Origin of the sequence: Glycocaulis albus (assembly GCF_014639075.1) — a bacterium.
GTDB classification, from domain to species: domain Bacteria; phylum Pseudomonadota; class Alphaproteobacteria; order Caulobacterales; family Maricaulaceae; genus Glycocaulis; species Glycocaulis albus.
In genome coordinates, this window is sequence record NZ_BMFS01000010.1 from 21029 (window position 1) to 46636 (window position 25608).

General features: G+C 58.8%; 18 protein-coding genes and 1 pseudogene. 4 read left to right on the forward strand and 15 right to left on the reverse strand.

Features of this window, described 5'->3' with window-relative positions; genetic code table 11:
- The first annotated feature begins 4 nt into the window (after positions 1 to 4).
- Complete coding sequence (locus tag IEV75_RS10830; protein ID WP_188452590.1) at positions 5 to 3196, forward strand: conjugal transfer protein TraG N-terminal domain-containing protein; 3192 nt, start codon at positions 5 to 7, stop codon at positions 3194 to 3196.
- 64 nt (positions 3197 to 3260) lie between these two features.
- Here IEV75_RS10830 and IEV75_RS10835 read toward each other — a convergent pair whose 3' ends face one another.
- The gene (locus IEV75_RS10835; protein ID WP_188452591.1) at positions 3261 to 3434 is read right to left on the reverse strand and encodes a hypothetical protein; all 174 of its coding nucleotides are present in this window, start codon (positions 3432 to 3434) and stop codon (positions 3261 to 3263) included.
- A 207-nt stretch (positions 3435 to 3641) separates the two neighbouring features.
- On the opposite strand from IEV75_RS10835, the pseudogene IEV75_RS10840 reads away from it, so the two are divergent.
- A pseudogene (locus IEV75_RS10840) lies at positions 3642 to 4256 on the forward strand (integrase core domain-containing protein); the annotation flags it as partial.
- A 378-nt stretch (positions 4257 to 4634) separates the two neighbouring features.
- Here the strand turns inward: IEV75_RS10840 and IEV75_RS10845 are convergent.
- Complete coding sequence (locus tag IEV75_RS10845) at positions 4635 to 5363, reverse strand: hypothetical protein (RefSeq protein WP_188452593.1); 729 nt, start codon at positions 5361 to 5363, stop codon at positions 4635 to 4637.
- 199 nt (positions 5364 to 5562) lie between these two features.
- Positions 5563 to 9690 carry a HigA family addiction module antitoxin gene (locus IEV75_RS10850; protein ID WP_188452594.1) on the reverse strand — a complete coding sequence of 1376 codons (4128 nt, stop codon included), beginning with the start codon at positions 9688 to 9690 and terminating at the stop codon, positions 5563 to 5565.
- A gap of 228 nt (positions 9691 to 9918) precedes the next feature.
- Between IEV75_RS10850 and IEV75_RS10855 the strand changes: the two genes are divergently transcribed.
- Positions 9919 to 11016: a type IV toxin-antitoxin system AbiEi family antitoxin gene (locus tag IEV75_RS10855; RefSeq protein WP_188452595.1), complete on the forward strand. Its 1098-nt coding sequence runs from the start codon at positions 9919 to 9921 to the stop codon at positions 11014 to 11016.
- Complete coding sequence (locus IEV75_RS10860) at positions 11016 to 11909, forward strand: antitoxin (protein ID WP_188452596.1); 894 nt, start codon at positions 11016 to 11018, stop codon at positions 11907 to 11909. Before IEV75_RS10855 ends, IEV75_RS10860 begins: the two co-directional genes overlap by 1 nt.
- Positions 11910 to 12232: 323 nt before the next feature.
- Here the strand turns inward: IEV75_RS10860 and IEV75_RS10865 are convergent, their stop codons facing one another.
- From IEV75_RS10865 to IEV75_RS10920, 12 genes are all read right to left on the reverse strand, one after another.
- Positions 12233 to 12922: an RES family NAD+ phosphorylase gene (locus IEV75_RS10865; RefSeq protein WP_188452597.1), complete on the reverse strand. Its 690-nt coding sequence runs from the start codon at positions 12920 to 12922 to the stop codon at positions 12233 to 12235.
- A complete protein-coding gene (locus IEV75_RS10870) occupies positions 12922 to 13332 on the reverse strand; it encodes an MbcA/ParS/Xre antitoxin family protein (protein WP_188452598.1) in 411 nt (136 codons plus the stop codon). The genes IEV75_RS10865 and IEV75_RS10870 overlap by 1 nt, the downstream gene beginning before the upstream one ends.
- Before the next feature lie 50 nt (positions 13333 to 13382).
- On the reverse strand, positions 13383 to 14267 hold the full coding sequence (locus IEV75_RS10875; RefSeq protein ID WP_188452599.1) for a hypothetical protein: 885 nt from the start codon (positions 14265 to 14267) through the stop codon (positions 13383 to 13385).
- Positions 14268 to 14269: 2 nt separating this feature from the next.
- Positions 14270 to 17254, reverse strand: coding sequence for a MobF family relaxase (gene mobF, locus IEV75_RS10880; RefSeq protein WP_188452600.1), 2985 nt, complete (start codon positions 17252 to 17254; stop codon positions 14270 to 14272).
- 3 nt (positions 17255 to 17257) lie between these two features.
- Positions 17258 to 19441, reverse strand: coding sequence for a type IV secretion system DNA-binding domain-containing protein (locus tag IEV75_RS10885; RefSeq protein WP_188452601.1), 2184 nt, complete (start codon positions 19439 to 19441; stop codon positions 17258 to 17260).
- Positions 19441 to 19806, reverse strand: a complete 366-nt coding sequence (locus IEV75_RS10890) for a ribbon-helix-helix domain-containing protein (protein ID WP_188452602.1) — start codon at positions 19804 to 19806, stop codon at positions 19441 to 19443. The genes IEV75_RS10885 and IEV75_RS10890 overlap by 1 nt, the downstream gene beginning before the upstream one ends.
- Before the next feature lie 1159 nt (positions 19807 to 20965).
- The gene (locus IEV75_RS10895; protein ID WP_188452603.1) at positions 20966 to 21862 is read right to left on the reverse strand and encodes a DUF2493 domain-containing protein; all 897 of its coding nucleotides are present in this window, start codon (positions 21860 to 21862) and stop codon (positions 20966 to 20968) included.
- Between the two features lie 181 nt (positions 21863 to 22043).
- Positions 22044 to 22367: a hypothetical protein gene (locus tag IEV75_RS10900; protein ID WP_188452604.1), complete on the reverse strand. Its 324-nt coding sequence runs from the start codon at positions 22365 to 22367 to the stop codon at positions 22044 to 22046.
- Between the two features lie 489 nt (positions 22368 to 22856).
- Positions 22857 to 23588, reverse strand: a complete 732-nt coding sequence (locus IEV75_RS10905; RefSeq protein ID WP_188452605.1) for a hypothetical protein — start codon at positions 23586 to 23588, stop codon at positions 22857 to 22859.
- 340 nt (positions 23589 to 23928) lie between these two features.
- On the reverse strand, positions 23929 to 24402 hold the full coding sequence (locus tag IEV75_RS10910; protein WP_188452606.1) for a hypothetical protein: 474 nt from the start codon (positions 24400 to 24402) through the stop codon (positions 23929 to 23931).
- 128 nt (positions 24403 to 24530) lie between these two features.
- Positions 24531 to 24878 (reverse strand): single-stranded DNA-binding protein, encoded by a 348-nt coding sequence (locus IEV75_RS10915; protein WP_188452607.1) that lies wholly within the window; start codon positions 24876 to 24878, stop codon positions 24531 to 24533.
- A 156-nt stretch (positions 24879 to 25034) separates the two neighbouring features.
- On the reverse strand, positions 25035 to 25508 hold the full coding sequence (locus IEV75_RS10920) for a hypothetical protein (RefSeq protein WP_188452608.1): 474 nt from the start codon (positions 25506 to 25508) through the stop codon (positions 25035 to 25037).
- Between the last annotated feature and the right edge of the window lie 100 nt (positions 25509 to 25608).

A 25608-nucleotide genomic window follows, 5' to 3' on the forward strand; every position in this document is an offset into this window, starting at 1 on the left:
GGCGATGGAGGGCTTCGTTTATGGTGGGCTTGATCATTATGTGAACGCGTTCAACGCGATTGCCATGATGATGGGCAATTCGGTGATCGATAGCCTGATCCGGCTGGTCATGCTGATCGGCCTGGTGATGGTGATCGTGTCGGCGGCCTTTTCGTTGAATCTCAAGGAAACGGTCATGTGGTTCGCCGGCGCCTTGTTGATCATGGCGGTGATCTTGGTCCCGCGGACTACGGTCGTCATCCATGACAGGCTGAGCGTGGGCGCGCCTGTTGCTGTCGACAACGTGCCCATGGCTGTCGGCCTCGTATTCTCGCTATCGAGTACGATCGGGGATGCGGCCACCCAGCTCACCGAGACGGTGTTCCCTCACCCGGAAGCGGCGCAGTATTCGCAAACAGGCCTGATCTATGGCAGCCGGGTGCTTCGCGAAACGACGATGCTGCGATGGCCGGACCAGTATTTCGCCGCGAACATGGATTCCTATGTCGTGCGCTGCGTGATGCACGACCTGCACACACACCACTATTCGATGCACGATCTGGGAACGGCTCCGGATCTGTTTGATTTCATCACGGTGTCGCCGCACGGCGGACTGGCGACCCAATGGATCAGTCCTGACGGGACGCGCGAGACGATCGGATGTGTGCAAGCCGCCAATCAGCTGAGAGCAGGCCGCGAGGCCATGGCTGACAGGGCTGCGAACCGTTTCGGCCGGGTAGTCCATCCTGAACTTGCCGGTCCGCTGGCGGAAACGACGATCCGGGTAAATGTCGAGGGTGCTCACGCCTTCATCATGGACCAGTCGCGCACGGCCGCTGATGTGTTCATTCAGGCCATGACGATCAACTCGGTGCGCGATGCGCAGCTATCGGCGGCGGCGGAGTCTGGCGTGGATATTTCAGCGTACTCGATGACGCGAGCGGAGCAGCAGTCCCGGACGCAGAACTTCATGTCGGCCGAGATGGCCCATAAATGGATTCCGCTATTGCGGGTGGTGCTGGAGATCATCTTCTACTCGATGTTCCCCTTGATGGCGCCTTTCTTCCTGTTGCCGAAATTCGGGCCACAGCTGCTCAAGAAGTATTTCTCCGGCTTCCTGATCTTGCAGGCCTGGGGGCCGCTCTTCGTGATCCTGAACGGGATTATGATGCACCATATCGCCGAAGCGAGCCGTGCGGCCGGTTATGACGCGAATGAGGGCTATGCCGGCGTGACCCTCGCTTCAATGGACGGAGTTGCGGGGATCAACGGAGATCTGGCCTCGATCGCAGGCTGGATGACCATGATGATCCCGGTGATGGCCACCATGCTGGCCTTCGGTGTCGATCGGCTGGCGATGCAGAGCAATTCGCTCCTGAACTCGGTATCCGGCGCCGCTCAGCAGGCGGCGGCCGACCAGACGGTCGGCAATATGAATCTGGGGACGACGGCGTTCGATACGCACCGCTTCAACCAGACCTTCGGCAATCAGCACGGCACCAGCGGCGATGTGAATATGGGCCACTGGAATGTGGTCGGCCGGGGCGGTGTGCGCACGGCTCACCACGAGGATGGCGGTGTTTATAGCGATATGAGCGGCGGTGTATCGCGCACGCCATTCGGCTTCCAGAACCGGCAGGCCTGGGGCCAGACCGCGAGGACGATGGCCTCTGATGCACAAAGTCAGAGCGAGAGCTACTCACAATCGGCGGCGGTCAATACCGCCCAGGCACTCGATGCGATTTACACGCGCGCGGCCAACAGCTCGAACGATCTGTCCGGTGCGATTAATGTGAACCGCGCGCAAGGCGAACGGTCAGTAGAGGATCTGTCGCGGGCAAATAGCATAATAAGGGATGCCGCGCAGAGAGCTGGACAGACATCATCGTCCGGTAGTGGGGCCTCTGTGACTTTAGGAGCAAACGCGGAAGCGGGTGTTCGCGGAAGCGCTGGAATGGAGTTTTTAGGCAATGGTGGTGGGGCGTTCTTCCAGGCGGTGATGAGGGCCTCGGGAGAGCATCAATGGAGCGCGTCGGACTCGCAAGCGAGGGATGTCTACAATGCATTGTCTGAAAGCCAGCGCGAAGAGCTATCTCAAATCTATAGCCGGGTCAGTGAAGCGCATCGGCGAGGCGATATCAGCTTCTCACAAGCCGATCAGACGAGCGAAGGCCATTCGATCAACGAAGCCTTCCGCATGGCACGTTCCCAGAACGAGCAGGCCGCCCGTATGAGCGAAGTCAGCCAGCGTTTTGAGCGTATGGCCGAACAGATGGAGAGCAACGAGCATAGCTACTCCATGCCCTCTGATGATGTGTTCCTCAACTGGATGAATGGACGCGAAGGCGTGAACGGCCAAGCGATAGGATCGCATGACGATGTCATGGCGCTGTTCCATCAGGACCGGGCGGCTTTTGGGAACTACGCTGATGGCTTCATGCGCGAGCAGGTGGCCCAGGAGGCCGGATTAGCGCCGCAAGAGTCGGGTATAGGCGGCGATATGGCCCGGGCGGGCGACATGATGGATTCCGGGTTTTGGGATATGGGAGCGATCCAGGGCGGCAGGGATCGGATTGAAAGCGCTATCAATGAGGGGATTAATCCGGAACGGATCGATCCGCACTGGGAGACTGCCGGCTATGAGAACCTTCCATTGGCGCCTGACGGGGGCGTTGGATGGAGTGGTCCAAATCCAGGTGAGAGTGTTTCGTCCGCTCACGAAACCGGACTAACGGCGAGAAGGGAAGCGCCGGAAATGCCGGAGCCGATCCAGTCGAGCCGTGAAGGTTCGCGAGATATGGGTGGTTGGGATAATGGCGATCAGAGAACGGACTCAGGATCGCCTTATGGCGGTTGGAGTGACCAGGAGGTGAATTATGGGATCCGTATCCATGAGCTTGGTCATGCGGGTAGTGACAGTTGGGATCCCCAGAACCGATATGGTGATGCGAATCTTCAGGAGCTCTATGCCGAACAGCAGCGCAGAGCGGAGTTGAATAGCTCTGGCATGTCCGGTGATTCCGGAGGTGGCGGCGGGAACAGCCCGGGTGATTTGATTGATGCGCAGGCTGGCTTTCGGCCAGGCGTGAACTGGGGAGGTTCTGGTGGAGGCCCGAGATTAGCGGCTCCTGCAGATAACCGCGCGCCGCCTGGAAGCGTTGATGTGGATGATGAGCGGTTCACGCTACCGCCCACCATGCGTGTGCCTCGAACATAGAAGGTGCTGCAAAAAGAGCCCCGGTGTAAGCACCGGGGCTTTTTCGGCCTGAAATTACCGCCGATCATAGGAAGACAAAAGCAACTATCCACAGAAGTGCGATGAAGCCAAAGCCTGCAAGGATAAACGGCAATGCGCGTTGATCATTAGGATCTGGCTTGCCGAAAAATTGGTCTTGCTCATGCGGATACATATTGGTTGCAGAGCTGATTGGGGCATCCGAGTTGCGCCTAGACATGATGACCTCCTTGGTTAGATTTGACTCTACCCGATAGGGCTTACTCTATCCACCCTCGCCTTTCTCTTTCAGTGCCGAAGGCGCATGTGTCGCAGCCGCGACCTTCGCGGCAGCGTCGACGTGGATGATGAGCAGATCACGCTGCCGCCCAACATGCGTGTACCAAGAAAGTTTGGAAAAGGCTCTGACATCAAAAACCCCGGTGAAGGTCACAAGGGGTATTCCATGCTGCTTGAGCGCGAGGGGATCGTGATGAACCACAAGAAGCTCAGACGGCTGTACAGGGACGAGGGTCTGTCGGTGAAGCGCCGCCGGTTCCGCATGCTGTGCGTGATCGATGACTACACGCGCGAGTGTCTCGCCCTGGTGGCCGACACGTCGCTGTCTGACGCGCGTGTCGTGCGCGAGCTGGAGCGTTGCATCCGGCTATACGGCAGGCCTGACACCATCGTGTTGGACAACGGGACCGAACTGACCAGCCGGGCCATCCTGGAATGGCAGAACCAGACCGGGATCGCCTGGCACTACATCGCCCCGGGAAAACCCCAGCAAAACGGCTTCGTCGAGAGCTTCAATGGCAGGCTCCGCGACGAATGCCTCATTGAGGAGGCTTTCGACAGTCTCGCCTATGCCCGCCGGGTGCTGGCACGCTGGCGCCACGACTACAATAACGCCGGCCTCACTCATCGCTGGGGCGGGCTCACGTCCGCAGCGCGCCGTCAATCGTATACGATTGACCTCAAGCTCGCTGGGGGCCGCGCTCCCGGCGCGCTCGCCAGCCCTCAAACCATGCACTATCAAAGGATCAGACTCTCAAAATAGGTGAGGGACCCGAGGGTCTCAGGTCAGGTCGGCTTCCTGTTCGATCACGAAAACGACGTGCCGGGGGGCTGCAGTCTTGAACAATCACGATTTCCAACAGAATGCATTGTGGCAGTTGAGGACATCAAAGCCGTCACCGGCCTAACCTTCTTCACCGAACTCTCTAGGGACGAGAGCCAGCGCCTGCGAGCGACATGTACATATGATACTTGGCTGAGCTGGGTGAGCGGTTTCCGGGAGTGACCCCGCATCCGCGGTAAAGGCTAGAAAGTGTGAGCTGTCGCGACCCAGCTAAGACACTGAACACATCAGCGAGGCAGTCGATTGTCCTAGGTGCTAGATTAACGAAGCCTGTGAATTGCCGTTACGGTGTTAAGTTCAACCCGAGTGTTTTTTGCGAAGAAAACCCAATGCTTCACCAAGACCTTTGACTGTACCTTTTGCATACTCCGCCCCCTCCACGACGAGGGTTGCACCACCGGTTAAAAGCGCAAACGCCCCAGAAACGCAGAGCTTGCCCGCCTTATCGCCAGCTCCCTTAATAAAAGCGTCTATAAATATTTTAAATTCGCTATTGTGTGTTTTATCAGATGGATAGGACTGCAAACCCCCAATTGTCTTCTTAGCTTCTTCGCGCTCATTCTCATCCAGTACTTCAAATGCCAATCTCAGGAACTTTTCGCCTGAAAGTCTCAATATCGCACTATTGAAAGACGTGTCCACAATGGCAAACTGCGATCTTAGTATCCTCTCAGCATATCCTCTAAGAACGGCATCATCGACCTGGACCATCACCATGCTGTTATCCGATTTAAGAACTTCCGCATGCTTCAACACTTCACGCAGCTGTTTGCTAAGTTCGACGTCCTCACCGGCTTCGCGAAACGATAGCTCATCCCGCAGGCTGCGGATTTTTCTTTTGGTCGTCCGCAATTTTCGAGCGACATCGAAATCGGTGAGATGGCTGAAATCTTTCGCGTGTTTGTGAAGTAGTTTCAGCACGAGGAGATCAATTTCGCGCTTTGTTAGCGCGCCAAAACCAACCGCGATATACTGCTCAACAAATGCTTTTGCGAAATTGCCTGCTTCACTCTCTGTCTCGAACATGTGTCACCGCCTTCCCCCTTGAAACTTAGGGTTTCTAGGGAACACACCGATACTGCGGTTGGCAAGGCAAACTGCCCCACACGGTCCCAGCTTTCACCCGGCCGTTGCGCAGGTCCCCGGTTGATCTGCTCTGCTCCCGAAAAACTCGATCGTCTGAGACTGGCGTCTTCCGCTCGTGACCCAGTCCTCAGGTGCGCGCCTATCGAAGACGCTTGCGGATATCCGCCTCAGAATCATGCCAGTTCGCGTCACGGGTATACGACTCAGACATTTGGTCCAGGACATGGGTAGCGGTAAAGGGATGAGTGTAACGGATGGCATTGGCCCAGCCCTTATATCGTGTCGCCAACTCCCGCTCTTGTTGGCCACCCTCCCCACGCCAGGTCACACCCCGGCGATTATATTTGCCGGTTGTGAAGCCACTACACATGGCCTCGGACTGTACGAGCTCCATAACGTCTCTTACCGCTTCGCATGGCCATACACCGTCCTCGCCGTCCGGTGACGCAGATAGCAGCTGCCCAATGGAATGGTCGGTCATTTCCAAACGACTGATCTCTTCGCCGATCTTTCTCGCCGTTTCGACCCACTTGATGAGCTTCTGGGAGCTAAGATTACCTTCGTCATCATGGCAAGGGAGTCGCTTGAGCCTATCGATCAGCTGATAGCCTCGCTCAGCGAAGAATTGTTCCCGGCCAGGCTCAATGCGCCAAGGCTCTTCGTCTTCTCCCCCGTCATCGCGGCGAAAAGCCCAAGCTACCGCCTGGACGAAGAATTCCGGATGGGCCTCAATATATTTTTCCAGATTCGGAATTCCGCGACCTCGTGATCCGCCCCTGTCAGAGAGTATCTCTAGGTAAGCAAATTCGAGCTCCGCCTTCTGATCTACCGTGTAATCACGCGACTCCTGAATTATCTCGAACGCGCTCGCGATGTCGTAGTGTGAGAGCTGGTACTCGCCAGGGCGATCATTACCCCCTTCGCGCGCCATAGCCGAAAGAAGCTCAAACAAGACCTTAACGTTCAGCTCATCGCGTTGAAATCTTGAGTAAGCGAAAGCAGCGCGGGGGCGGCCCGCATCCATTAAATGCTTAACGCCTTCTTGCAATTCAGCGCCGTTTGCGCGCCCGCTCGGTATGACACTTAACCAGTACTTGTCGCGTTCGGCAGAGGGGCATTCATCCAAGAATTGCCAATTTGCCCGATCAAATGGGGCCAGCTTCAGCAGCGCAACTCGATGCCGCTCTCCCGCCTTCTTCAAGACTCTTTTGATCAGCGATGTACGCTTTGTTACATCTTCCATCGAATGTAGCACTGCACTAACCAAGTTTCGTTTGGCCGTCGGCAGCTCACCGTGCTCATCAGAGATCAGCTTTATGAGAAAGTCAGCCAGTTCGTCTCCTTGGAGGATCCGTTTTGAGATCAGCCAGCCGATTTCCCATGCTGCGTCACCCATGCAGGCGAATTCTATGATGCCCTCGGTCCCGCGTTCCTGCAGGATTTCGTTCAAAGCATTTGTGCGCAGTCTTGAGATGCGCTCATCGCGCTCGCGAATGTCCAGTTTCTCATCGTAAATTTCCTCCGCGGACTCATCGACCCAAGATGTCCGGAACAACCACCCATGTTTCGCGAACAGATCTTCTGGTTCCAAAGCCTCGTACGCTTTCTGCGCCGCCCTCCGTATTTTTTCGTGATCAGTCCGCTTGTTCTTCCGCGCCGCCCTCCATGACATCACGGTCACACGTATGCGTTCCCGCAACCATGCCTTGTCCTCTTCCCCGGCACCCGCTTCAGCCCAAGCGTGGATGCTCTCCCATACACGCTCTTGGTCTTTGCTCGTCAAACCATCAATACGCTCAACGAGGTCAGAAAGCGTATCGCCGTCATGCGAGGGCCAGGACAGTGCCAAATCGACCATCGCCCGAACAAACTTCTGAACTGGCTCCCACGACTTTTCCGGCTCACCGTGTCCAAATCCATCCGGGCGCCAAGTGGGCTTATGCGAATAGCTACCTGTCTGTGAATAGTTCTCGAACTGGGCGACGCCAATTTGCCAAGCGATCGTCGGATGCCTAGTGGCCAAGGCTTTGACCATCTCTATTCGCTGCCCCACCGTCGCAGATGTCTGCGGCATCCACGACCGGAATATTGATTGAAGTGAATTTATGGGCTTGTTCGCCCAGTTGTCGTTGATCTCGACTTCAGCCAAGCGAGCGAGAATGAATACGGCTCTAGGGAACGTCTCCACGTTCCAAGCAAGTCCTTCAAGCGCCCAAAGCAACCCTGTCCGTGCACAGCCGCCTCCGAAAATTCCGGCAACTGCAGGCCGCATCAATCCGAGGGTGGCTGAAGCCTGGGACCGCAGATCTCTTTCCAAGATGTCAAGAAATTCGTCCGGCGCTGCTTCTGCATAGATGGGCAGGTCACGCTCGTTCGCTTCAAGTTTTCTTGGGTCTAGGGTCTTGCCGTCGCTCGTGAGCAGTTCCCGCACGACGAGCACGGCCTGCAGCCCACAATCGATACCCAGCCGCCCCCCGAAGAGCTTCTCACCATGTACTGAGAGCAGCACGAGACTTTCTGCTACACCGCTCCTAAGGGCCCCCGAAAAATCTCTAGATTTTCCGCGCATTGATGCCAGCCAGCGGTCTTCCTCGGGAAGGTCGAGCGCCGGGTCATCTTCACCCAGGATCAACCGCGCCATGTCGAAGAACCGCTCGAGGTCCTTTGCCGTGATCCAATTTCTTACTGCAAAGAGGGCGTCAATCTTAGAGACCAGCCCGCGGTAGCTCCCGACCATCCAAATGGGTGCGTCGTCCTGAGCGCTTAGAGCATGACAATCGCGCTCCAGGCGCTCATATGAACCCTCACCCGCGATGAAGCACATCGCCTCACAATCCCATGAGGTCTTGGAGTCCCATGCGCCGACGAGCGCCAAAGGGACAAGCGCCTTTGCCAACGCCGCATCTTCAGACCAGCGGGGCTTTCGTACAGCCTCTACCATAGAAAGCCGCCGTCTGAGGACAGTAAGCGACCGGCCGCTTTCAGTCTCTAACATTTGAATCTCGTCGCGTGCCTTTCCCATTTCTGATAGCGCTCGCTCGAACGCGATGCTCCCGAGAGGCTCCAGTACGACGTCCGGATCCTTTGACGCCGCATTACGCGAGTAGACCATGATCGTATGGATCGATGTGACATGAGGTGCGAGTTCGAGTTGAACGTCGTGATCACTCGCGACGGCTATTATCTCAGCTATGGACGAAGCCACCTTCTTGAAGGCGCCCGGCTTGTCGAAAATGATGATCTGGTCTCTGTAGCGACCAAGAGTCTCATGGTGAGGAGAGATAAGTGCCGACAAGAACGCAAATGCTTCATCGACGGAGTCGGCTACCAAAACAAATGGGCGCTTCGGCGGCTCTTTGAGGTACTTTAAGATCGCCCTTTCGCCCGCGTCGATCGCTGTATCGAATAGTCTCGGCGTTAACGGCGGATCTGATACCTCAGCCCAATCTGCCCAGACTTTATCCAGTGACCGAACATCTGACTTCGCGCGATCTGTCTCGTTCGCGAACCAAGCTTGACCAGGTATTGATTGCTCCAACCATTGTTCGAGGTCGCTTCGGTCATAAGCGCGAACCTCCTTCCAAAGTTTCTTCAATCTCTGATCTTCTGCCCACTTGTCTTTGCCAGCCCATTTGCGTGGGGTGACAAAAATAAAGGTAGTCTCGGCGCGCTCAGCAGTCGTGGAGGCGGTCAAGCTCTTTGAAAAGTCACGGTCCGCCTTACCCTTAACTTCCATATCTACGCCAAACTCCCAGCCGGTCTTGCCCGCCGGAACCCAAGGCGTCCCTTGTGAAGCTTGCGTCCACCCGTCCCATCCAGGTCTTTCGCCGTCTTCGTTCCCCGGAAAGTCGCTCTCTGTGAGGTCAATGCCTGTCGAGTTAACGAGCGTCCGAATGAAGACCGCCAATCTAGTACGCGCGGAGTGATTATTGGTCGCCCAGTCTTCGATCTCAGTAGCCTTGATCGCCAAAAACGGAGGGACGTAGCGGCGCGCCGTCGTAGGCGCGCCTTTCTGCTCGGCCTCATACGCATCAAATGCGGCTTGTTGTTCGAGAAGCTCCCGCGTGGGGACCCCAAATGCGCGTTCAATCCGCGACGCCATCTCTGGAGTGACGTCGGCGTTGCCATTTAAGAAATTTGAGAGCGCGGGTCGGCCAACGCCGACGAGTTTGGCCGCCTCAGTGACCGAGAGACCTTTTGGCTCAAGGGCTCTTCGCCGAACAAATTCGCCAGGGTGGAGTCCGGCATATTTGGGTGAGTTGGCCATAACGTCATCTCCATGTTGCTGACATCATAGCGCAGGAGCATGTGTTGCGCAACACGCTACACTTTACTCTTTTTGTTCCGATTGCAGGCTGTGTTCGACAAACCAAGGGGCGGTCTCCCAAGGCGCGTCGATCGGCCAATTCGCCATCTTCGCAGAACAGCAAATATTGACACTTCGGCGAATATTCGCTATTTTTAGCATATTCACTGAGCAGCGAAAACGGCAGAAATGGCAGGTTTTGAGGGCTACAGATTTGAAAGGGAAACGACCGAACGGCTTTTGGAGGCTCTTCGGAAGCTGCCGGACGCGCAGGTAAGCGTTCCTGTTATGCAGCCGGCGCCCTTGGGCGACCGGCAGATAGACGCCGAAATCGAAGTCAGCACAGGGGGCAAGACATACGTCCTGCTCATCGAAATCAAAAGGTCGGTATATCCACGGGATGCCCAGCAGGTGCTTTGGCAGCTTGATCGCTATATGGCGGCGGGTAACACCGAGCGCAAGAAACAACTGGTTCCGCTGCTCGCTGCTGAATCGATCTCGCCCGGCGCCAAAGACCTCCTCAAGAGCGAGAATTGCGGATTCTTTGACACGGGCGGAAGCCTCTTCATCCCTGCGCGCGGCGCTTATGTCTATATCGAAAAGCCGCCTCCGAAGACCCTTCAGAAAACGGTACGCGGCCTGTTCAGGGGGAAGCGCTCGCAGGTTCTTCACGCGCTGCTGATGCGACACAACGACTGGTTCGGCGTGAAGGAGCTATCGGAGCTGGCCGAAGTGTCGCCCGCGACGGTTTCCGAGACGCTCACGGCGCTTGAGCGCTTTGAGTGGCTGACCGTGAAAGGGCAAGGCCCTTCCAAGGAACGCAGGCTCACCGATCCCGGCGTACTGCTGGACGAGTGGCAGAAACAGACGCTCGCGGCGCGGCGCCAAAGCTACCGTAGGTTCTACCTGCCCTCGCACGATCCGGAGGCGATAGCCCGCCGGCTTGCCGATGCCTGCGAACACCTCGATCTTGAGTACGTCCTGACCGAGCAAAGCGCGGCACAGGCCTATGCACCGTACCTTACCTCTGTATCGCGCGTGACCTGCCGTTTGCTCTCCGGCCGCCGGGCCAACGACCTCTATGCGGACCTGGAAGCAAGGCCGGTGAATGAAGGCGCGAATCTCGATGTCATAGAGACCCGTTCGCGCGGAGAGTTTCTGTTCCGGGAACGGGTCGGAAATCTTTGGCTCGCAAGCCCCGTGCAGGTCTATCTCGACCTGCTGCGCAGCGGCGGGCGCGGAAAGGAAATGGCCGAACACCTGCGGCAGGAAAGGATTGGCTTCTGATGAACAAACCCGCTCAGGCCAGCGGCTATAAACAAGAGGTCACGGAGAACTGCGAACGGGTTCTCGTGACGCTGCTGCGCGGCCTCGGCCCGTGGAAAAATTCGGTTTACCTCGTGGGCGGTCTCACACCGCGCTATCTCATCAAGGCAAGGCCGCCGGAGGTTCCTGCCCACGCGGGAACGGGCGATGTCGACATCGTCGTTGAGCTGCAAATGCTGGCCGACACCGAGGCCTATCACTCGCTTGAGGAGAACTTCAAAAAGCTCGGTTTCGAGCGTGGCGAGAATCTGAAAGGTGAGAAGGTCTCCTGGCGTTGGCAGGCCAACACAGAGAGCGGGGCGACAACTATTTTGGAACTGCTGGCCGATGACCCGAAGCTGGTTGGCGGCAAGGTTCAGCCGCTGCCGACCGAAGGAAACATTTCCGCGCTCAACATTCCTCATTCCTCCATGGTCTTCGACCATCACGAAACCAAGGAGATCAGCGCGGAATTGCTTGGAGATGACGGCAACGCGACAGAAACCATACGGCACGCGGACATCGTCAGCTTCGTTTGTCTAAAGGCCTTCGCGCTCGACCAGCGGCACGAGCGCAAGGACGCGCATGATCTTGTTTACTGCCTCAAACATTATGAGGGCGGGCCAGAGGCCGCCGCGAAGGCATTTGCAGCTGCGCTGGGAGGCAAGCACAGGGAAGCCGTCGGGACTGCCCTGCACATCCTAGGCAAACGTTTCGCTGATGACGAAAGGTCCGAGGGCTATCTGAAAGACGGGCCGGTTGCGGCCGCAAAATTCGAGCTGGGAGGTGATGCCGAGACAAGGGAAGAACGCACATTGCGCCAGCGCGACGCTAGCCACCTCGTGATGCAACTGCTGCGGGGGATCGACCGTTAGTCTAGCGGATGACTAACGGTCAAAAAATGGGAGTCGATGTACTTGCGCTGAGTGAAAACCGAAGATAAGTACACCTTTAGCCCACGATCAGCGGCCTACCAGAACCACCTTAAAGCAAGCGCTACTATGATCGCGATAGCGGCCGCGCCATAAAACAACGCGCCTGGCAGCCATGGGCGCATTTCCTTGCCGGTAGGTGGCGGCTGCTGGTGATTGCCCTCGCCCCAATAATTCATCGTCAGAAACCGCCTACATGAGTTAACCAATCAGGCCATCTTAGTGGCCGTAAGGGACTTCGAGCAATCATCCCGGCGTGAATCTGCTCATAGGGCGAAAATCTGTTTGGTTCTGCAATTGCGCACCTTGTCGACGCGCGTGCCGTCCCAGTGATAATCGTAATGATCGGCTTGTACGGGAACGGTCATCAGATCAGGCCAGAAGATGGCAGCACACTCAGCTCCAGGGCACCTTGCGCTGTTGTAGACGATTCCGTTGGAGCCGTTGGCGCGAAGAGTCTGCGCGAGTGCCTGCGACGGCAGGTAATCCTCTGGATCATGGAATTGCGGATGCGCGCGGGCGTCATGCAATTCGAGATTCAGGGGGGTTGTCAGGGCGCGAAACTGTGATGTCCAGCCGGGCTCTTCCGCGCTGCTGGCCATTGTCAAAGCGTGATAGTGAGCGACTTCCCGGATAGCCGCTTCCTCGCTGCTGGCCGCGCTGTAGACACCATAGGTGCCGTCCGTAAAGCGTCCCGGCCGGTCCGTGCTGACATGGACGAAGGGTGCCATGAGGTAGCTGGCTCCGTTCCCCCCTACCCTTCGGTTGGCCGGAACCAGCTGCAACCGGCCGATATGCTCCCAAATGCGGGGATTGGTCTTGGATTCTGCTGAAGCTAGCGCCTCCCAGTCGGCCGGGTCGGCAATATCTTCGAAGAGGTCAATCGGAGGGTAGATCGAGCGAATGATGCGGTATGTGTGCTGCCAATGCACCGGCACTTCGGCGAGCGTCACCATCACCAGCCGCTGCGCTCGGCATCCAGATACTCGCGTACGCGCGCGAGTGAGAAGATGTCGCCTTGCGCCATGATTTCGACAGGTGCGCGCTCCCCGAAGACCTGATTGGGTTTTTTCACCCAGGCATAGCCTCGTGCGGGATCAGTAAAGAGGTATCGCAAGCCCTTGTGGATACCCATGAGCAATGAGAGCCGCGTAGCCAGATCGCGGTCGATACGGCCAGTTTCGCCCTGCTTCCAGCGGGAATAGGTACGTGGTGACATGCCGCCGAGAATTTCGCGGGCCTCAGCGTCGTTCAGCTCCCATTTGCGGAACAGCTTGACGGCCGCACGTGCGAGTGCGCCAGCTTCGTCTTCCGTGATGCGCGGGTGATCTGGTGCCGCCCGGGTGCGCCGTAGTTCTTCAAGCATCGAAACCTCCCTTTGGCGCAAACTAGCTCAATGCCCGCCAAATGGCAAGATTAAACGATGTCGGGCCGATTGGCGGCTGCTGGTAATGAGGGGCGCCTGGACGTTGGATCTGGCGGCACCGGCTCGTCGGACCGCGCAGCGAACATGTCTTCAGGTTCCTCCCCTCGCGTGTGCAGTGGCAAGGGAATGGTTTCGGGAGCAGGACGATCAGACTTTTCTGCTATCGGTTTTGAAGCTGGCTTTTGAGAAGCCGCCTCGGTCTGGGAAGATCTCCCTTGATTGCTCTTTGGTGTCGATTTCGACCGTGCGGGTTTTCTGGGCTCGGGAACATGGCTGCCGGCACTTGCGGGCATAGCCTGTGTAGATAGCGGTTTGGAGGGCTGGGCAGGTCGTGGGGTGGCAGGCGTAATGGGCGCTTCAAGACCGAAGAGTGATAAAGTCTTGGCAACGGCATTCGGGTCGCGCGGGTGAACCTCGGCATAGGGCAGCTTCAGATGCTTGAAAAGTGAGATGGCAAGCTCGTTATTCTGCCCGGCGATCAGGAGCACTCCGAGGGGCGATATGGTGGAGATCTCCATAAGCACGAGGCCTACACGCGTCTGACGCAGGCGCAGATCTGTCGCAATGGCTTTGCCGGTGCCGCGATAGCGCGGTTCGACGCCAAGGAAATCGGCCAGGCGAGGCCCCCAGAGATAGGCGAGGTCGGGGCGTAATTCCATGAGCTGTGCGACGAGCGGCGCGGCGTTCTGTGTCCATATGTGAGCCGGTTCAATTTCCCTGTCGGGCAGAGGTGAGGGCTTTTGCAGGTCAGGAGCGGGTCTGGCTGGCCGTGGGAAGCGCCATGCTGTTGGAAGTACGAGCCAGACACCGGCCAGTGTCAGCAGAAACAGCGCGGCAAGCGCGATGATGGTGATGGGTTCTGGAAAACCGGTCATGGCTATTTCTCCCGTCCCATATCGAGTTCTCGCGAAGGCGTGTTCATGTCGCGAGAGGATTGCAGGACCGGTTCCGGCTGTTTCGCGTCAGCGGGCGTCTCTTTGGCAGGCTCGGCTTTGAGGTGCGCGAGCGCGGAATCCGGGATTGGCCGGTTCATATTGAGGCGTTGGGTTAGCTTTGCCTTGTCGTCGGTGACATAGACGAGGTGTTCGTTTTTGGCGTCCGGGCCGCCAACGCGGGTTAAGGCGACATAGTTGTGGGCCTGGTCGCCGGCATATCGATCGGCTGCGCCGGTGACGGCGATGACGGGATTGGCGGTCGTTCCCTGCGCGGCGACTGAGGTGTGCGCATAGCCGTAATTAAGATGGGCCAGGCGCGGATCGGTACGCTCGAAGGTCTGCTCGATGCCCTTATCGTCGCGAAGCGTGATGTGGCTGCGGTCGATGCGCACGATGGTGGTGTCGGTATTGGCTTTGATGTCGCCGTGCTTGGGAAAGGATTTCGTCCAGACGAGCTTTTCACCTTCGTGCAGGGACAGGGATTTTTCCTGAAAGGCGTCGTAGTGCGGACGGGCGTGTTTATCGCCTGGCGCCTGATACTGGACCCTGGTGCCATCGGCCTTGAGCAGGATCATCCGGCCAGTCCGCGGATCTGCCTTGAGCACTTTGAGCTGGTCGCCTTTGGTGACGCCAATGGCGCGCAGATTGCGATTGAAGACGAGGACGTGGTTTTTGCGGACCCCCAGAGCGTGGCGGCGCTGGGTTTCTGAGAGATTGAGCGAGACGAGTGTGGTGTGGGTGGCCCCCTCCCCTTTCAGGCGCTCTTCTGGTGTCAGGGAGAGGTCTTTCAGGCGGGCTTCATGGATGAGACTGTTGATCTCGTCACGGCGGGCGCGTGTCGTGGTGACTATGAGAGCGTTGGAGCGCAGCGCGCCGGGTAAGGATTTCCACTCGGCCACGGCGCGCGCCTCCATGCTGTCCTTGCCGGTTTCCAGCAGAGCCGAGCCGATAGCTTTGAGGGCCTGTCCGGGTTTTCCCGTCGCGGCGAGGCGTGCGGCCTGAAGGTAATTGGCGCTTTTCTGGCGCTGGATAAAATCCAGCCGGGCTGATTTCAGGCCCGATTTGAGCATCGCAATAAAGGGCGCGCCTGCAGAGGGCGCGGATTTCTGCTTGGGGTCGCCCATCATGACGACGCGGCCGGCATTGGCATTTTCGAGAATGGAGACGAGTGCCTGGGCGTCTTTGTTACCCATGAGACCGGCCTCATCGATGACGACATGGGTGTTGGACATGTCGGGTAGTTCTTTGCCGGCAGATTGCAGCGCCTGCATATCGGTGACGAAGCGGGCAATGGTGGCCGCCTCGAAATTGGCGGGTAGTTTGCCATCCTGTGACAATGTGGCATGGGCCTTGTCGCGAAGCTCCTCCACCTGGCGGTGAAGGGGCGCCAGGACGAGAAGCCTGGTATCCGGGCTTAGCTTCTGGAGCGTGGCGTGGGCGGCCTGGACCATGTAGCTCTTGCCGGTGCCGGCAAATCCCTGGACGAGCGCGTAGCGCTGTGTGCCGTCCAGCATCGCGCGAAAGCCCTGCTTCTGGTCTTTACTCAGTGCGTGGTCTTCAGCGTGTGCGGCCACATCGTGGCCCGCCAGTGCTGTCCAGCTGGGCGATGCGTCCTTGACGGTGCTGATGAGGCCGCGTTCGGCCTTCAGGATGTCAGACGTGGTGACGTGGCCGGGCTTGTATTTCTCCGCTTCGACCAGCTGGCCGGATTTCAGGGCGTCGCTAAAGGCCTTCAGGATCTCGGTGGGTGGGGTGTCACCATGGGAGAAGGTGATGGCGCGTGTGATCAGCTCGCTATTGTGCATGACGGCCGAGTTCTCGGTCGTGTGGGATATGGCGCGCTGCAGGGCTGTTTTCCCGTCTATGCCCTGGGCGGGTTTTTGCCAGGCCGGGCGCGGATCGAGCAGATTGATGATGGAGTGGACGGCCTTGCCGGCGTCCTGCAGGGGTCTGGAATTGAGCAGGGGGCTGATGGTGGTGGCTTTTAACCGGGCCTGCCCGGCCAGCGCGTCGAGGGTGCGGGTATTGCGCTCTCCGGCTTCGGCGCGCCAGCGCTCGGTATTATTGCCGGGCATTTTGCTCTGATCCTTCGTGGGGCGGGTGATCAGAGCAAGGCGTTCCATGGTCGCGCGGTTGAGGGGTGCGTTGGTAGCTTTTGCAGCCTGTTCGATATCGGCGCGCCTCTTGGAAAAGGCTTCCATGACCTTCGTGGGCACGCCTTTGATTTCCCAGTTTCCATGTGGATCTACGGGTGTGACGTCGTAACCGGCTTTACGGGCTTCCTCGCGCAGACTGGCCATGAAGATGCGGTCGGTTGCTTCCTTGGCTGCGAACAGGGACGGGGAATGAACGGCCTGCCATTGGCCTTTGTTCTGGTTCCAGGTGAGATTGTGGATGTAGTTGTGAAGATGGAGCTGGGGATCGCCTTTGCGCGATGTGTGCTGGGTGAAGCGTGAGGTCACCAGATTGGCGGTCTTCACTTCACGGACCACCCTGCCCTCGCGCACGCGGGTTGTGGCGTTGGACTCCATATAGGCCATGGCCGTAGCGGCGGCCTTTTCAGCGGCTTTTATCAGTCGCTCATCCTTACCGACGAGCGCCATGAGGGAGACCGACTTAGGCGCCGAGAACGTCATGTCCCAGCCAGGCGTGCGCTCCTTTCCGGCCGCGCCGTCTTTTTCAGTTTGCGGGGAGTGTTCGACCGAGTTCTGCTTGCTGGACGGATCGAGGGGTGTTCCATCGGGAAGCTGGCCTTGTCGCAGACCATTGAAAGCGGCGTTATCGACCTTGCCGGTCAGGCCGAGGCGATCGGCGCCTTTGCCGGACCACTGCGAGCTTTCACCCGTGCCCTCATCGGCCGCATAATAGTTGTCGGCGCTGTAGTATTCGGCAGACAGGCCGCCTCCATCTTTGGAACCGGACAGCATGGATCAGCGCTCCGGCTCATCGGACTGGATGACCATGGCGAGCGGGTCGGCCGTCTGCTGATAGATCAGGGCATCGGACTTAGAATGGGAGTTGAGTTCTGCTCCTTCCATGTCCTGCCCGAGTACCGCTGAAGCGCTCGCGTATTGCGCGTCGTGTTGGGCGGCCGGCGCGGCTTCCTGACGTGTTTCGCGGCCTTCGGATTCGTCTGAACCGGCCTGCGGGTCGCTGGATTGAGCAGTGGAACCGGGCGGATGGGAGTCTTCTGATAGCAGAGCCGGGGCGACGGCCGAACTTGAGCCTGAAGCGGATGGGTCGGCAGATTTTGGGTCCGTACTGGTGGAATCCTCCCCTGCCCCGGGCGTGGTATTGGCGCGGCGCTTGATGAACACCGTGGACCAGTCGATTTCGCTCGTGTCGTCGTGGCGTTCGATGAAGCCGGGATGGTTTTCCTTTGCCGCCTTGTATTTGATCGAGAGCGTAGCGGAGGGCAGGTTTGTGGCCGGGACGATATAGCCAGAGAGGTTGGGCAGGCGCATGAGCTGGTCGGGCAGGACCAGAAAGTCGAGCTTGTCCTGCAAGGTATAGGAGGCCCCGTCGCGCACATTGGAAGCACCAAAGGAAACGCCGCGTTGGGCGCGTTGCACTTCGGTTTTGCCGATTGTTCTGGCTGCGTATTCGGCGGTGTCGGGATCCGGGAGGTTCAGGATTATCTTGGTGCGGGCAAGGCCCATGATCGTATGGGCGATGTCATCCTTGTAGATGCTTTTCAGCTGCGAGAGCTGCTGAATGCCCAGCACGAAAGCGGCTCCGAACTGCCGGCCTTCGGCAAGGCCACCCTGGAGTGAGGGCAGCTGGTTGAGGCTCGGTAATTCATCAAGCAGGATCCAGATCGTCCGGTCGGGATCGCGTGTCTGCGCCATGATGGCGGACAGGGCGACTTCCATCCATGTCGTGATGAGCGGCCGGATCGTTTCGTGCTGGTCAGAACGCGAGGTCAGGAAGAGGCAGGAGGGGGAGTCTTCATCGACCCATTTGCGGATGGAGAAGACGGGTTTATCGCCTTCGCTGTCGGCCAGAGCCTGCATGGATGCCATGCTCGCGAGCAGCGTTGCGCGGATGCCTTGAGACTGTTTGGGCGTATCGGCCCCCATCGTGGCGGCGGCATTGGTATCGGTTAGAAAATCAGCCACGTCGCGTAAGGGCGCACGCAGCAGGAGATACATGAGATCGCTCACTGAGCGCTTGTTCATGCGATGGAGCTTGTAGGCGGTTTCGGTGAAAAAGAGGCGCGCCCATTCAGCCCAGACAGGATCGGAATCATTGCCTCTGGACTGGATCAGGGCAGCGGCCATCTGGCGGAAGTCGGCATGTGAGCGGGCGTCTGCGAAGGGCGACCAGCTGGCGCAGCGTTGATCGAGTGGATTGAGGATCTGGTCACCGCGTTCGGGATCGTAGAATGGCGGCACATAGGTGCGCATTTTGTCGTAGACGATGGCGCGGTCTCCGCGTTCGCGGATCTGTTCCATCAGGCGAAGCATGACCTGGCTTTTACCCGAGCCGGTAGTGCCCGCCAGAAGCGTATGGGTGGTCTCAGCCCGGAAGGGATAAGGCACTCCGGCAATCTCGTAGGGCTTGTATTTGCGGACCTTGTAGAGCCTGGCTTGCTGGCGATTGAAGGCCTTGATGCGCCGGGTGAGCTCCCTGGCGGTAATGAGCAGCGCGCCGCGGATGGTGCGATCGGAACCGAGGCGCCGGCCGTGCGCGATGAAGATGGCGGCCATTATGAGGAAGAGCGCACCGCCTATGCCCAGGGCGTTGTAGATATAGCTCTTGGCGAAGGCGGCAAATCGGCCGGCGGACTGGCGCGTATAGGGGTCGGCCAGGATGCGGTCTGCGGGCATGCGCACATGGGTTCTGTCATGACGGGCGACGGCATATTCGCGGGTTGAGCCGAGGGCGGTATTCACGCGCGCCATGTTGACGGTGATCCAGTTTTGCTGGTCGACCGGATCTGCGCGCTGGGTGATCAGGTAGAAGGCGGTGCCCATGGTAGTGATCACGCAGAGCACCGCCATGAGGCGCAGAATCTGGAGCGACATGCGCGCTGTGTGGATAAAGACCTGACCGCCTCGCAGGAACGAGGAATGAGCGGCATTGCTGCCAAGAGAGGTGTTGTGACGGCTCATTATGCGCCCTCCCCGTCGATCCATTTTTCAGGATTGAGGGCGCTGATCGCGGTACACAATTCGAGCGGCGTGAGGACGTTATCGGCCCCCATTCTCACGGCCGCCTGGACCACATCTTTCTTGTGAGAATCGGGCCAGTTTTCGACCTGGGCGGCGATAAGCGCGAAGCTCAGCCAGCGCAAGGTTTTGAGCATTTCCCGGCGTTCGGACGCGCCCTTGAGATGCTCGCGAATAGCCGTACGCACCAGCTCTGTTCGGTTGCTGGCCTGGCCAGACTGAACGGTATAATCGATTTGCTGGAGCAGCTCTGTTTCGAGCCGAAGCCAAAGCTGAGGGCTGCGCCCTGACTCTGGAAACTTATCCATTTTGAACGTCCTTGAATCTCGGAAGATTAGGACGCCAGGAAGTGAGACCTGATTACTACACCATTTGCGAGCACGCGTTGCAAGGAAAGAGGGCAGGTTTTGAGGAAAGGCCAGTGGCCAGGTGAGGAAGGCCAGTGGCCAGTTATGCTGAGGCCAATGGCCAGTGGCTAACCTTCTGATTTCGCGTATATTTTGAAGTGCGTCCAATTCGGACCTTAAGGCGTTGTCGCCTTGGTCCAGATGGTCCACAGCTCCTAACTATTTGGTTTAATGGATGTATTTCGTCTTGCGCAGCCAGACGGCACGGCGTGCATACTGTGTGTTAAAAAATCAATGCGCTGATGCGCGGGCGGCGCAGCCGCCCGTACCGGCTAACAGTCGCAAAGGGGAACAGGGCCACATCGTCAGAACCGTTGTCGCGATACTGCCAGTTGCGAAGACTGGATCGGTACGCATAGCGACCAACCTCTCCGCCTGGACGGGCGAGGATCACACCCCGCTTACGGGATGTGAATGCGCCAGCTCGAAATGACCGGACGTGACGGAAAGGTGATCGCGAGCTAGAAGAGGCTGCGTCGTCGCGCTCGACAAACCGAAAACCCGTGACAGGAAGAATGCGCCGGAACCGGCACCAGAAAGCCCCACGCTTCGCGCGAGAAACGTAGAGGCGAAAGCGCTCGGTCATTTCGCAAAAAAATGCCCGGCATGGCCGGGCTTTCGGGATAAATGGATAAGGGAAACGAAGACGGAAAAGACCGCGAAAGCGGGACACAGGGGCGCTCGGCCGGATGGCAAAAAAACCGCCCGGAGCTGGTGAGCCACGGGCGGTCGGGAGTTTAGGGGAAAGGAGCCGATTGATCTTCGCCAAGATCAATCACCCTATCTGTCTCATTTCCTGCTCTGGGCGATGCGGGAAGAGGCCATCAGAGTGGAGGCAGGTTTGGCGTGGAAACGGGAACCGGTAGCATGGCCATAAGCGGGGCTCACGCATGATGCGCGATCGTAAGTCACCACAGGGATAGGGTCAGGGTTTCGGGCCGGGATAAAAGCAAAATAGACACCGGCCAGCTGTGCTGGCCGGTCTCATTCTTTGTCCGCCCGCGAGCCATAAGAAAAGCCGCCCGGCGCAGCCGGGCGGCGGATGGAAGGCTTGGGCTTTCTAGCCGGCTTTCTGAGTGAAGCGGCGGGTGAAGATGCCGCGCTCTTCGGATTTCTGGACCATGTTGAGCGCGAGGCCTGCCTTGTCATCGAGCTTCTGGAAGGCGAGGACGGCGGCGGGTTGGAAGGTATCGAGTACGTGATCGACGCGCTTGAAGGCGGCGGCCTGGCCGTGGCGTTTGAAGTCGGGGCGCACGACCAGAACCGGGACATCGCGATTACCGGCCCAGATGGCGGCGATTCTGTCGATACCCGTCTTTCGACCGCCGGTGATCAGGACCATATCGGGGGCCTTTTCGTGCAGGGCGTCGAGCTTCTCGAAGGCCTGCTCGTGAGCGGTGTAATTGGCGGTGCCGACGACGGCCACTTTGGCGCCCTCCGGCACGGCGCGCAGCGCTTCGGCTTTCTCACGATTGGCGAGGTATTCGCGGCTCTCGATGACGGCGGCATTGGCATGCTTGCGCCTGGAGTAGATGGAGCCGCGCGCGGGCTTCCAGCGTTCCCCGGTCAGGGCGGCATAGCCCTGGGCCATGATCTCCTGTGCGTTGTTCACCGCGTCGATCAGCTCGTTTAGACGTTCAGCTTCAGTGCGGGCCTCTTCCAGTTCGACCGACTTCACTTCAGAACCGTCCTGGCACTGGATGAGGTCAACGATTTTCGATTGCAGCTCGCCATGGCGCCGGGCGTAATTCTCGGCCGTTCCGTAGAGCGCACCGGTGAAGCGGGCCAGCAGTTCGGCGATGACGGGTTCGAGCGCGTTGCCGGCACCAAGGTCTGCCAGCTCGTTGGCGATAGCGGTAAAGGCCGTCTCGATTGCGCCTTCGGTGGGAATGTCGCGGGTTTCAGATACGAGTGAGTAGCCGTCATTGGCGGTGATGGTGTCATGAGCGTCGTACATGGCTTCTTTCCTTTTTCTGTCTGAGGCGCACCGTGCGGCCTCGATGGGTGGTCTTGAGACCGGAGGCGATCGGCGGCGCACCGCGAAGCGGCTAGACAGCAGAGGGACTATTTTTTGTTCCGCGAGGAATGACAGCGCGTAGCGCTGGCAGGGGAAAAAATCGGCCCGGCGCTGTTGCGCCTTAGCCGGTCGAGGCGAAGCCGTCCTTCGGGCAGACCTTTTCCCATTCGAGGCCGTTCGGTTCTGCATCGAAAAAGGCAAGCCAATGTCCGGCAGCCCTTGCGTCACCGCATGACGTTTCGAGAGGGATACAGAGGAAACCCGCCTGCCCGCGAAGCTGGCGATTACGCACCTGGCCGCCGCCAGACGAGCGGCCATCGGAATGGCCGGCCAGCGGTTGAAGCTGGCTCTGTGAGGAAATGCCGGCTTTCAAAGAGGCGCGCGCGGGATGGGTGCCATAGGTGCGCCCGCGCAGAGCTGCAGGCAGGGGATGGCCTTCAACCACGCCAGAGGCCTGATCAGTGCGATCGGGCGATGATGGGACCGCCGATGGAGGGCAATAGACAGAGCCACTGCGAGGTCAGGACAGGATCGGGACGCATGGGCGGGTACGCCACCGGCTGGAACGCGAAGCTGCAGGCTCCGGATCTATGACGCGATGCACACTCGCTGGTATCGAAAGGGCTATGGGAACTGCCATGAGGATGGACGCATGATTGGCCTGATCGGGGGACCATGGCTGTCGTTATCCGTCTGAGCTGATGAGAGCTGAGAGCTGGAAAGCCCGAGAGCTGCCCCAATGGGGAAAGTCTGATCAAGGCGGCAGAGGCAGGGATGACGGAGCCAGACTGGGCGGAAGAGAAACCCAACCGGTCTGGAAGGCCCGTATAAAGCCCGCCAGACGCTGTATGCGCGGATTGATGCTGCTGGGACTCACCCGGAGCCGGTATGGCTCTCCAAGGGCAAATTAGGGGGCCTCTCACTACTGGTCACTTCAAAGAGTGCGCGGGGTATCGATCCGCCACCTGTGATGACGGCGCCCCCTGCCCTTCGCTTCCGCTCCCGGCTTGCCGCCGGACGGTCTCGAATGGGCGTAGCCATTGCGATAATTATCATCCCGGCCCGAATCCCAGAAATGAGACACACCTTCGAAGATCGAGGAGGCGTTGTGCGTTGTCGCGCTCAGCCAAAGCGGCCGAGAGCGAGGCAGGTATCCAGCCAGCCGGGTTTGAGAGAGACGGCGTGGTCGTCCCAGCTGCAGCATTCCAGGAGGAACCTCCCAGTCGAACGCGTCATCATATCCATTGCCGCCCCTATGGGCGGCGATCCAGCCGATATGGCAGGCGCGGGCAAGCGCGCCTACCCGATCGCGAAGATAGGCCGTGCCATTGATGGAGCGGACAGAATCGGCGTGGTTGGCGAGACGGGATGCAGGTTCGGCCGTGCAGACCGCTTCCCAGAGACTCATGGCCGAGTCGGTCAGGAGATCTTCGGAGATCTGACCATAGGCGCGGGCAATGTCTTCATCGGCCACGTCGTCGATATGGACGGCTTGGCCATCAGCGCTGCGCATATAGACGCCCCAGAAATGGGGCGGGAAGCCGGCAGGCGGCGGGCCGATATGACCTCTGGTGAGGCCGTGTGTCGCTGCGTATTCAAAGCGCGGGCCATATTCGAGCGTGACGAAATCGCGCGGCGATACGGGAATGGTGACGGACTGATCCATGACGGGAATCCTTGTCGCTGGTGAAGCATCGCTACGGGCGCGCGCATGGCGGCGCGCCCGTGCGAGCGGGTTCACAAAAGGCTGGGGATGGGATAGATTGAGGGAGTGGGGATCGAGCTTTCGCCCGACCCCCGTTTCTCTAGAACGTGAAGAGATAGACCCGGATCCGAACTCGCCAGCTCGTCCGGGTCTTTTTCACGTCCAGAGAGAAGCTAAACGGTAAAAACCACATCAGCTTCACTCCCTTCAGCAGCGAAGGCTTATCGCCATAGACCGGGGAGCCTATCTCCCACGGCTCGCGCGGGCTGGCACCGCGCTTCGCTTCTCGCTGCCGAAACGGTCAGAGGCGCGGCTTACGCCCCTCTTCCACGTGTTGGCCGGTATTGGGATCGGTATAGGACCAGCTCGCGGCGATCAGTTCGTGCGTGCGGCGCCAAACGCCGCGTGAATCGCGCCAGTGGCGAGGCTTCCAGGTGCCGGTGACGAGAACCGGCATTTTGAACGTCCGGAAGACGGCTGGATCCTCGGTCTTCTCGTAGGCCTCAACCAGGTAGTCGGTAATGGCGCGCCGTAGTCCGCCGGCGCAAGCTTCCCCGCGCGGTCCTTTGAAGATGACGGTGTAGCGCTTGCGATCAATTACGAAATCGGTGGCGATATCGTCGAAGGCATAGTGGGCGCAGCGCCATTCATTCCTCAGCTTGATTTTACCGGTAGTCAGGCGTCGGCCTTCGAAGAGCTGGTCAGCGTCGGACCAATAAGCGGTTTCAGGATCTTGTGCGGGACGGGTTTTGATAGCGGCGAAGTTGACAGACATGGCTTCCTCCATTGCAGGTTCGATGGAGGCGGTCTGATTTTTCACTTTGATGCGGAGCGGCGCGGTACCAGAGAAAAGGGCGCTCCGCTGGAGCGCCCTTTTCATGCCGGCCGGGGGATAGGGCGAGCTTAGTTGGCGCGGTTCACCAGCTCGATGGAGCCGTTGCTCTGCGTTACGCGGTAGAGCGTCTCGACGGCAGCGTCACGCGCTTCATCGACACGGCGCAATTCCATCTCGCCTTCCACGAGGACGTAAGCGCCCTTCTTGCAGTGCTTTTCAAGATAGCTGACCAGGCCCTGATTGAAGACGGCGATTGAGAACCAGTCTTTGCGGTAGGTGGGCTGGCCCTCCTTCTGGCCGGTATAGGTCTCCGAACAGACGCGGATGAAGGCATGGTGGCGGGTTTCGCCATTGTGCTCGCGCTCGCGGATATCCGCATCGGCGCCGAGATTTCCGGAAATGATGAACTTGTTCATGGGTCTCTCCTATTTGGGCCCAAGAGGCCGATCAGGCATCATGCCTTTACTTCATGCCCTTATGAGCATGAATTCTTTCCCGGTTTTCCTTTTGGACGGGTTGAGGAAGTGTCGCGATTGAGGCGACTGTTGAGGCTGAAAGCGTTTAAGCGCCAGCTAGGCTTCACAGAGCATCGAAATCTCGGTCAGCTCGGTTTCGAGCGTATTGCTGACTTCGAAATTGGTGGCGGCCAGGACCTCACCATCCCGGATGATTTCGAGTGCCTCGCGTTCGGAACGCGCACGCAGCTGGACGTCCTCTCGCGCGATGATGATTTCGCGCCGATAGGTGCGCGCTGACCAGAGGCGTATGGGGCCTTCATTGGCGTTGGCCTCATCAATCTGAGTCTGAATCTCCTGATCCTCGGGCGAAAGCTCGAAGGCCGGAACAGACTGGTCATTCCAGAGAGGATGGGGCGCGGTCATTCCCAGATAGGGCCAGTAGCGGCGCATAAGCGTCTCGTATTCGGCCCGGCTTTTCTCTGTCTGGGTGCAGTCTTCGTGCATGTCCTCGAACGTGTGTTCGAGGGTAGAGCGCAGGCGTTCCAGGGCGTCGTGTACCAGGTCATCAGGGAGGTTGAGCGATTGCATGGTGCGGATCTCTTTCAAGTTCGGGCAGGACCGGGCGCGCGCGATAGCGCAGCGCTTGTGGTCCGGCGATGGGCAGGAAGGATGAGAGCGGCGCGCCGTG

Bases quoted from the DNA above. Each gene is read 5' to 3' on its own strand.
- IEV75_RS10830 (WP_188452590.1), top strand. From the start codon at position 5: ATGGAGGGCTTCGTTTATGGTGGGCTTGATCATTATGTGAACGCGTTC.
- IEV75_RS10835 (WP_188452591.1), bottom strand. From the start codon at position 3,434: ATGTCTAGGCGCAACTCGGATGCCCCAATCAGCTCTGCAACCAATATG.
- IEV75_RS10845 (WP_188452593.1), bottom strand. From the start codon at position 5,363: ATGTTCGAGACAGAGAGTGAAGCAGGCAATTTCGCAAAAGCATTTGTT.
- IEV75_RS10850 (WP_188452594.1), bottom strand. From the start codon at position 9,690: ATGGCCAACTCACCCAAATATGCCGGACTCCACCCTGGCGAATTTGTT.
- IEV75_RS10855 (WP_188452595.1), top strand. From the start codon at position 9,919: ATGGCAGGTTTTGAGGGCTACAGATTTGAAAGGGAAACGACCGAACGG.
- IEV75_RS10860 (WP_188452596.1), top strand. From the start codon at position 11,016: ATGAACAAACCCGCTCAGGCCAGCGGCTATAAACAAGAGGTCACGGAG.
- IEV75_RS10865 (WP_188452597.1), bottom strand. From the start codon at position 12,922: ATGGTGACGCTCGCCGAAGTGCCGGTGCATTGGCAGCACACATACCGC.
- IEV75_RS10870 (WP_188452598.1), bottom strand. From the start codon at position 13,332: ATGCTTGAAGAACTACGGCGCACCCGGGCGGCACCAGATCACCCGCGC.
- IEV75_RS10875 (WP_188452599.1), bottom strand. From the start codon at position 14,267: ATGACCGGTTTTCCAGAACCCATCACCATCATCGCGCTTGCCGCGCTG.
- mobF (WP_188452600.1), bottom strand. From the start codon at position 17,254: ATGCTGTCCGGTTCCAAAGATGGAGGCGGCCTGTCTGCCGAATACTAC.
- IEV75_RS10885 (WP_188452601.1), bottom strand. From the start codon at position 19,441: ATGAGCCGTCACAACACCTCTCTTGGCAGCAATGCCGCTCATTCCTCG.
- IEV75_RS10890 (WP_188452602.1), bottom strand. From the start codon at position 19,806: ATGGATAAGTTTCCAGAGTCAGGGCGCAGCCCTCAGCTTTGGCTTCGG.
- IEV75_RS10895 (WP_188452603.1), bottom strand. From the start codon at position 21,862: ATGTACGACGCTCATGACACCATCACCGCCAATGACGGCTACTCACTC.
- IEV75_RS10905 (WP_188452605.1), bottom strand. From the start codon at position 23,588: ATGGATCAGTCCGTCACCATTCCCGTATCGCCGCGCGATTTCGTCACG.
- IEV75_RS10910 (WP_188452606.1), bottom strand. From the start codon at position 24,402: ATGTCTGTCAACTTCGCCGCTATCAAAACCCGTCCCGCACAAGATCCT.
- IEV75_RS10915 (WP_188452607.1), bottom strand. From the start codon at position 24,878: ATGAACAAGTTCATCATTTCCGGAAATCTCGGCGCCGATGCGGATATC.
- IEV75_RS10920 (WP_188452608.1), bottom strand. From the start codon at position 25,508: ATGCAATCGCTCAACCTCCCTGATGACCTGGTACACGACGCCCTGGAA.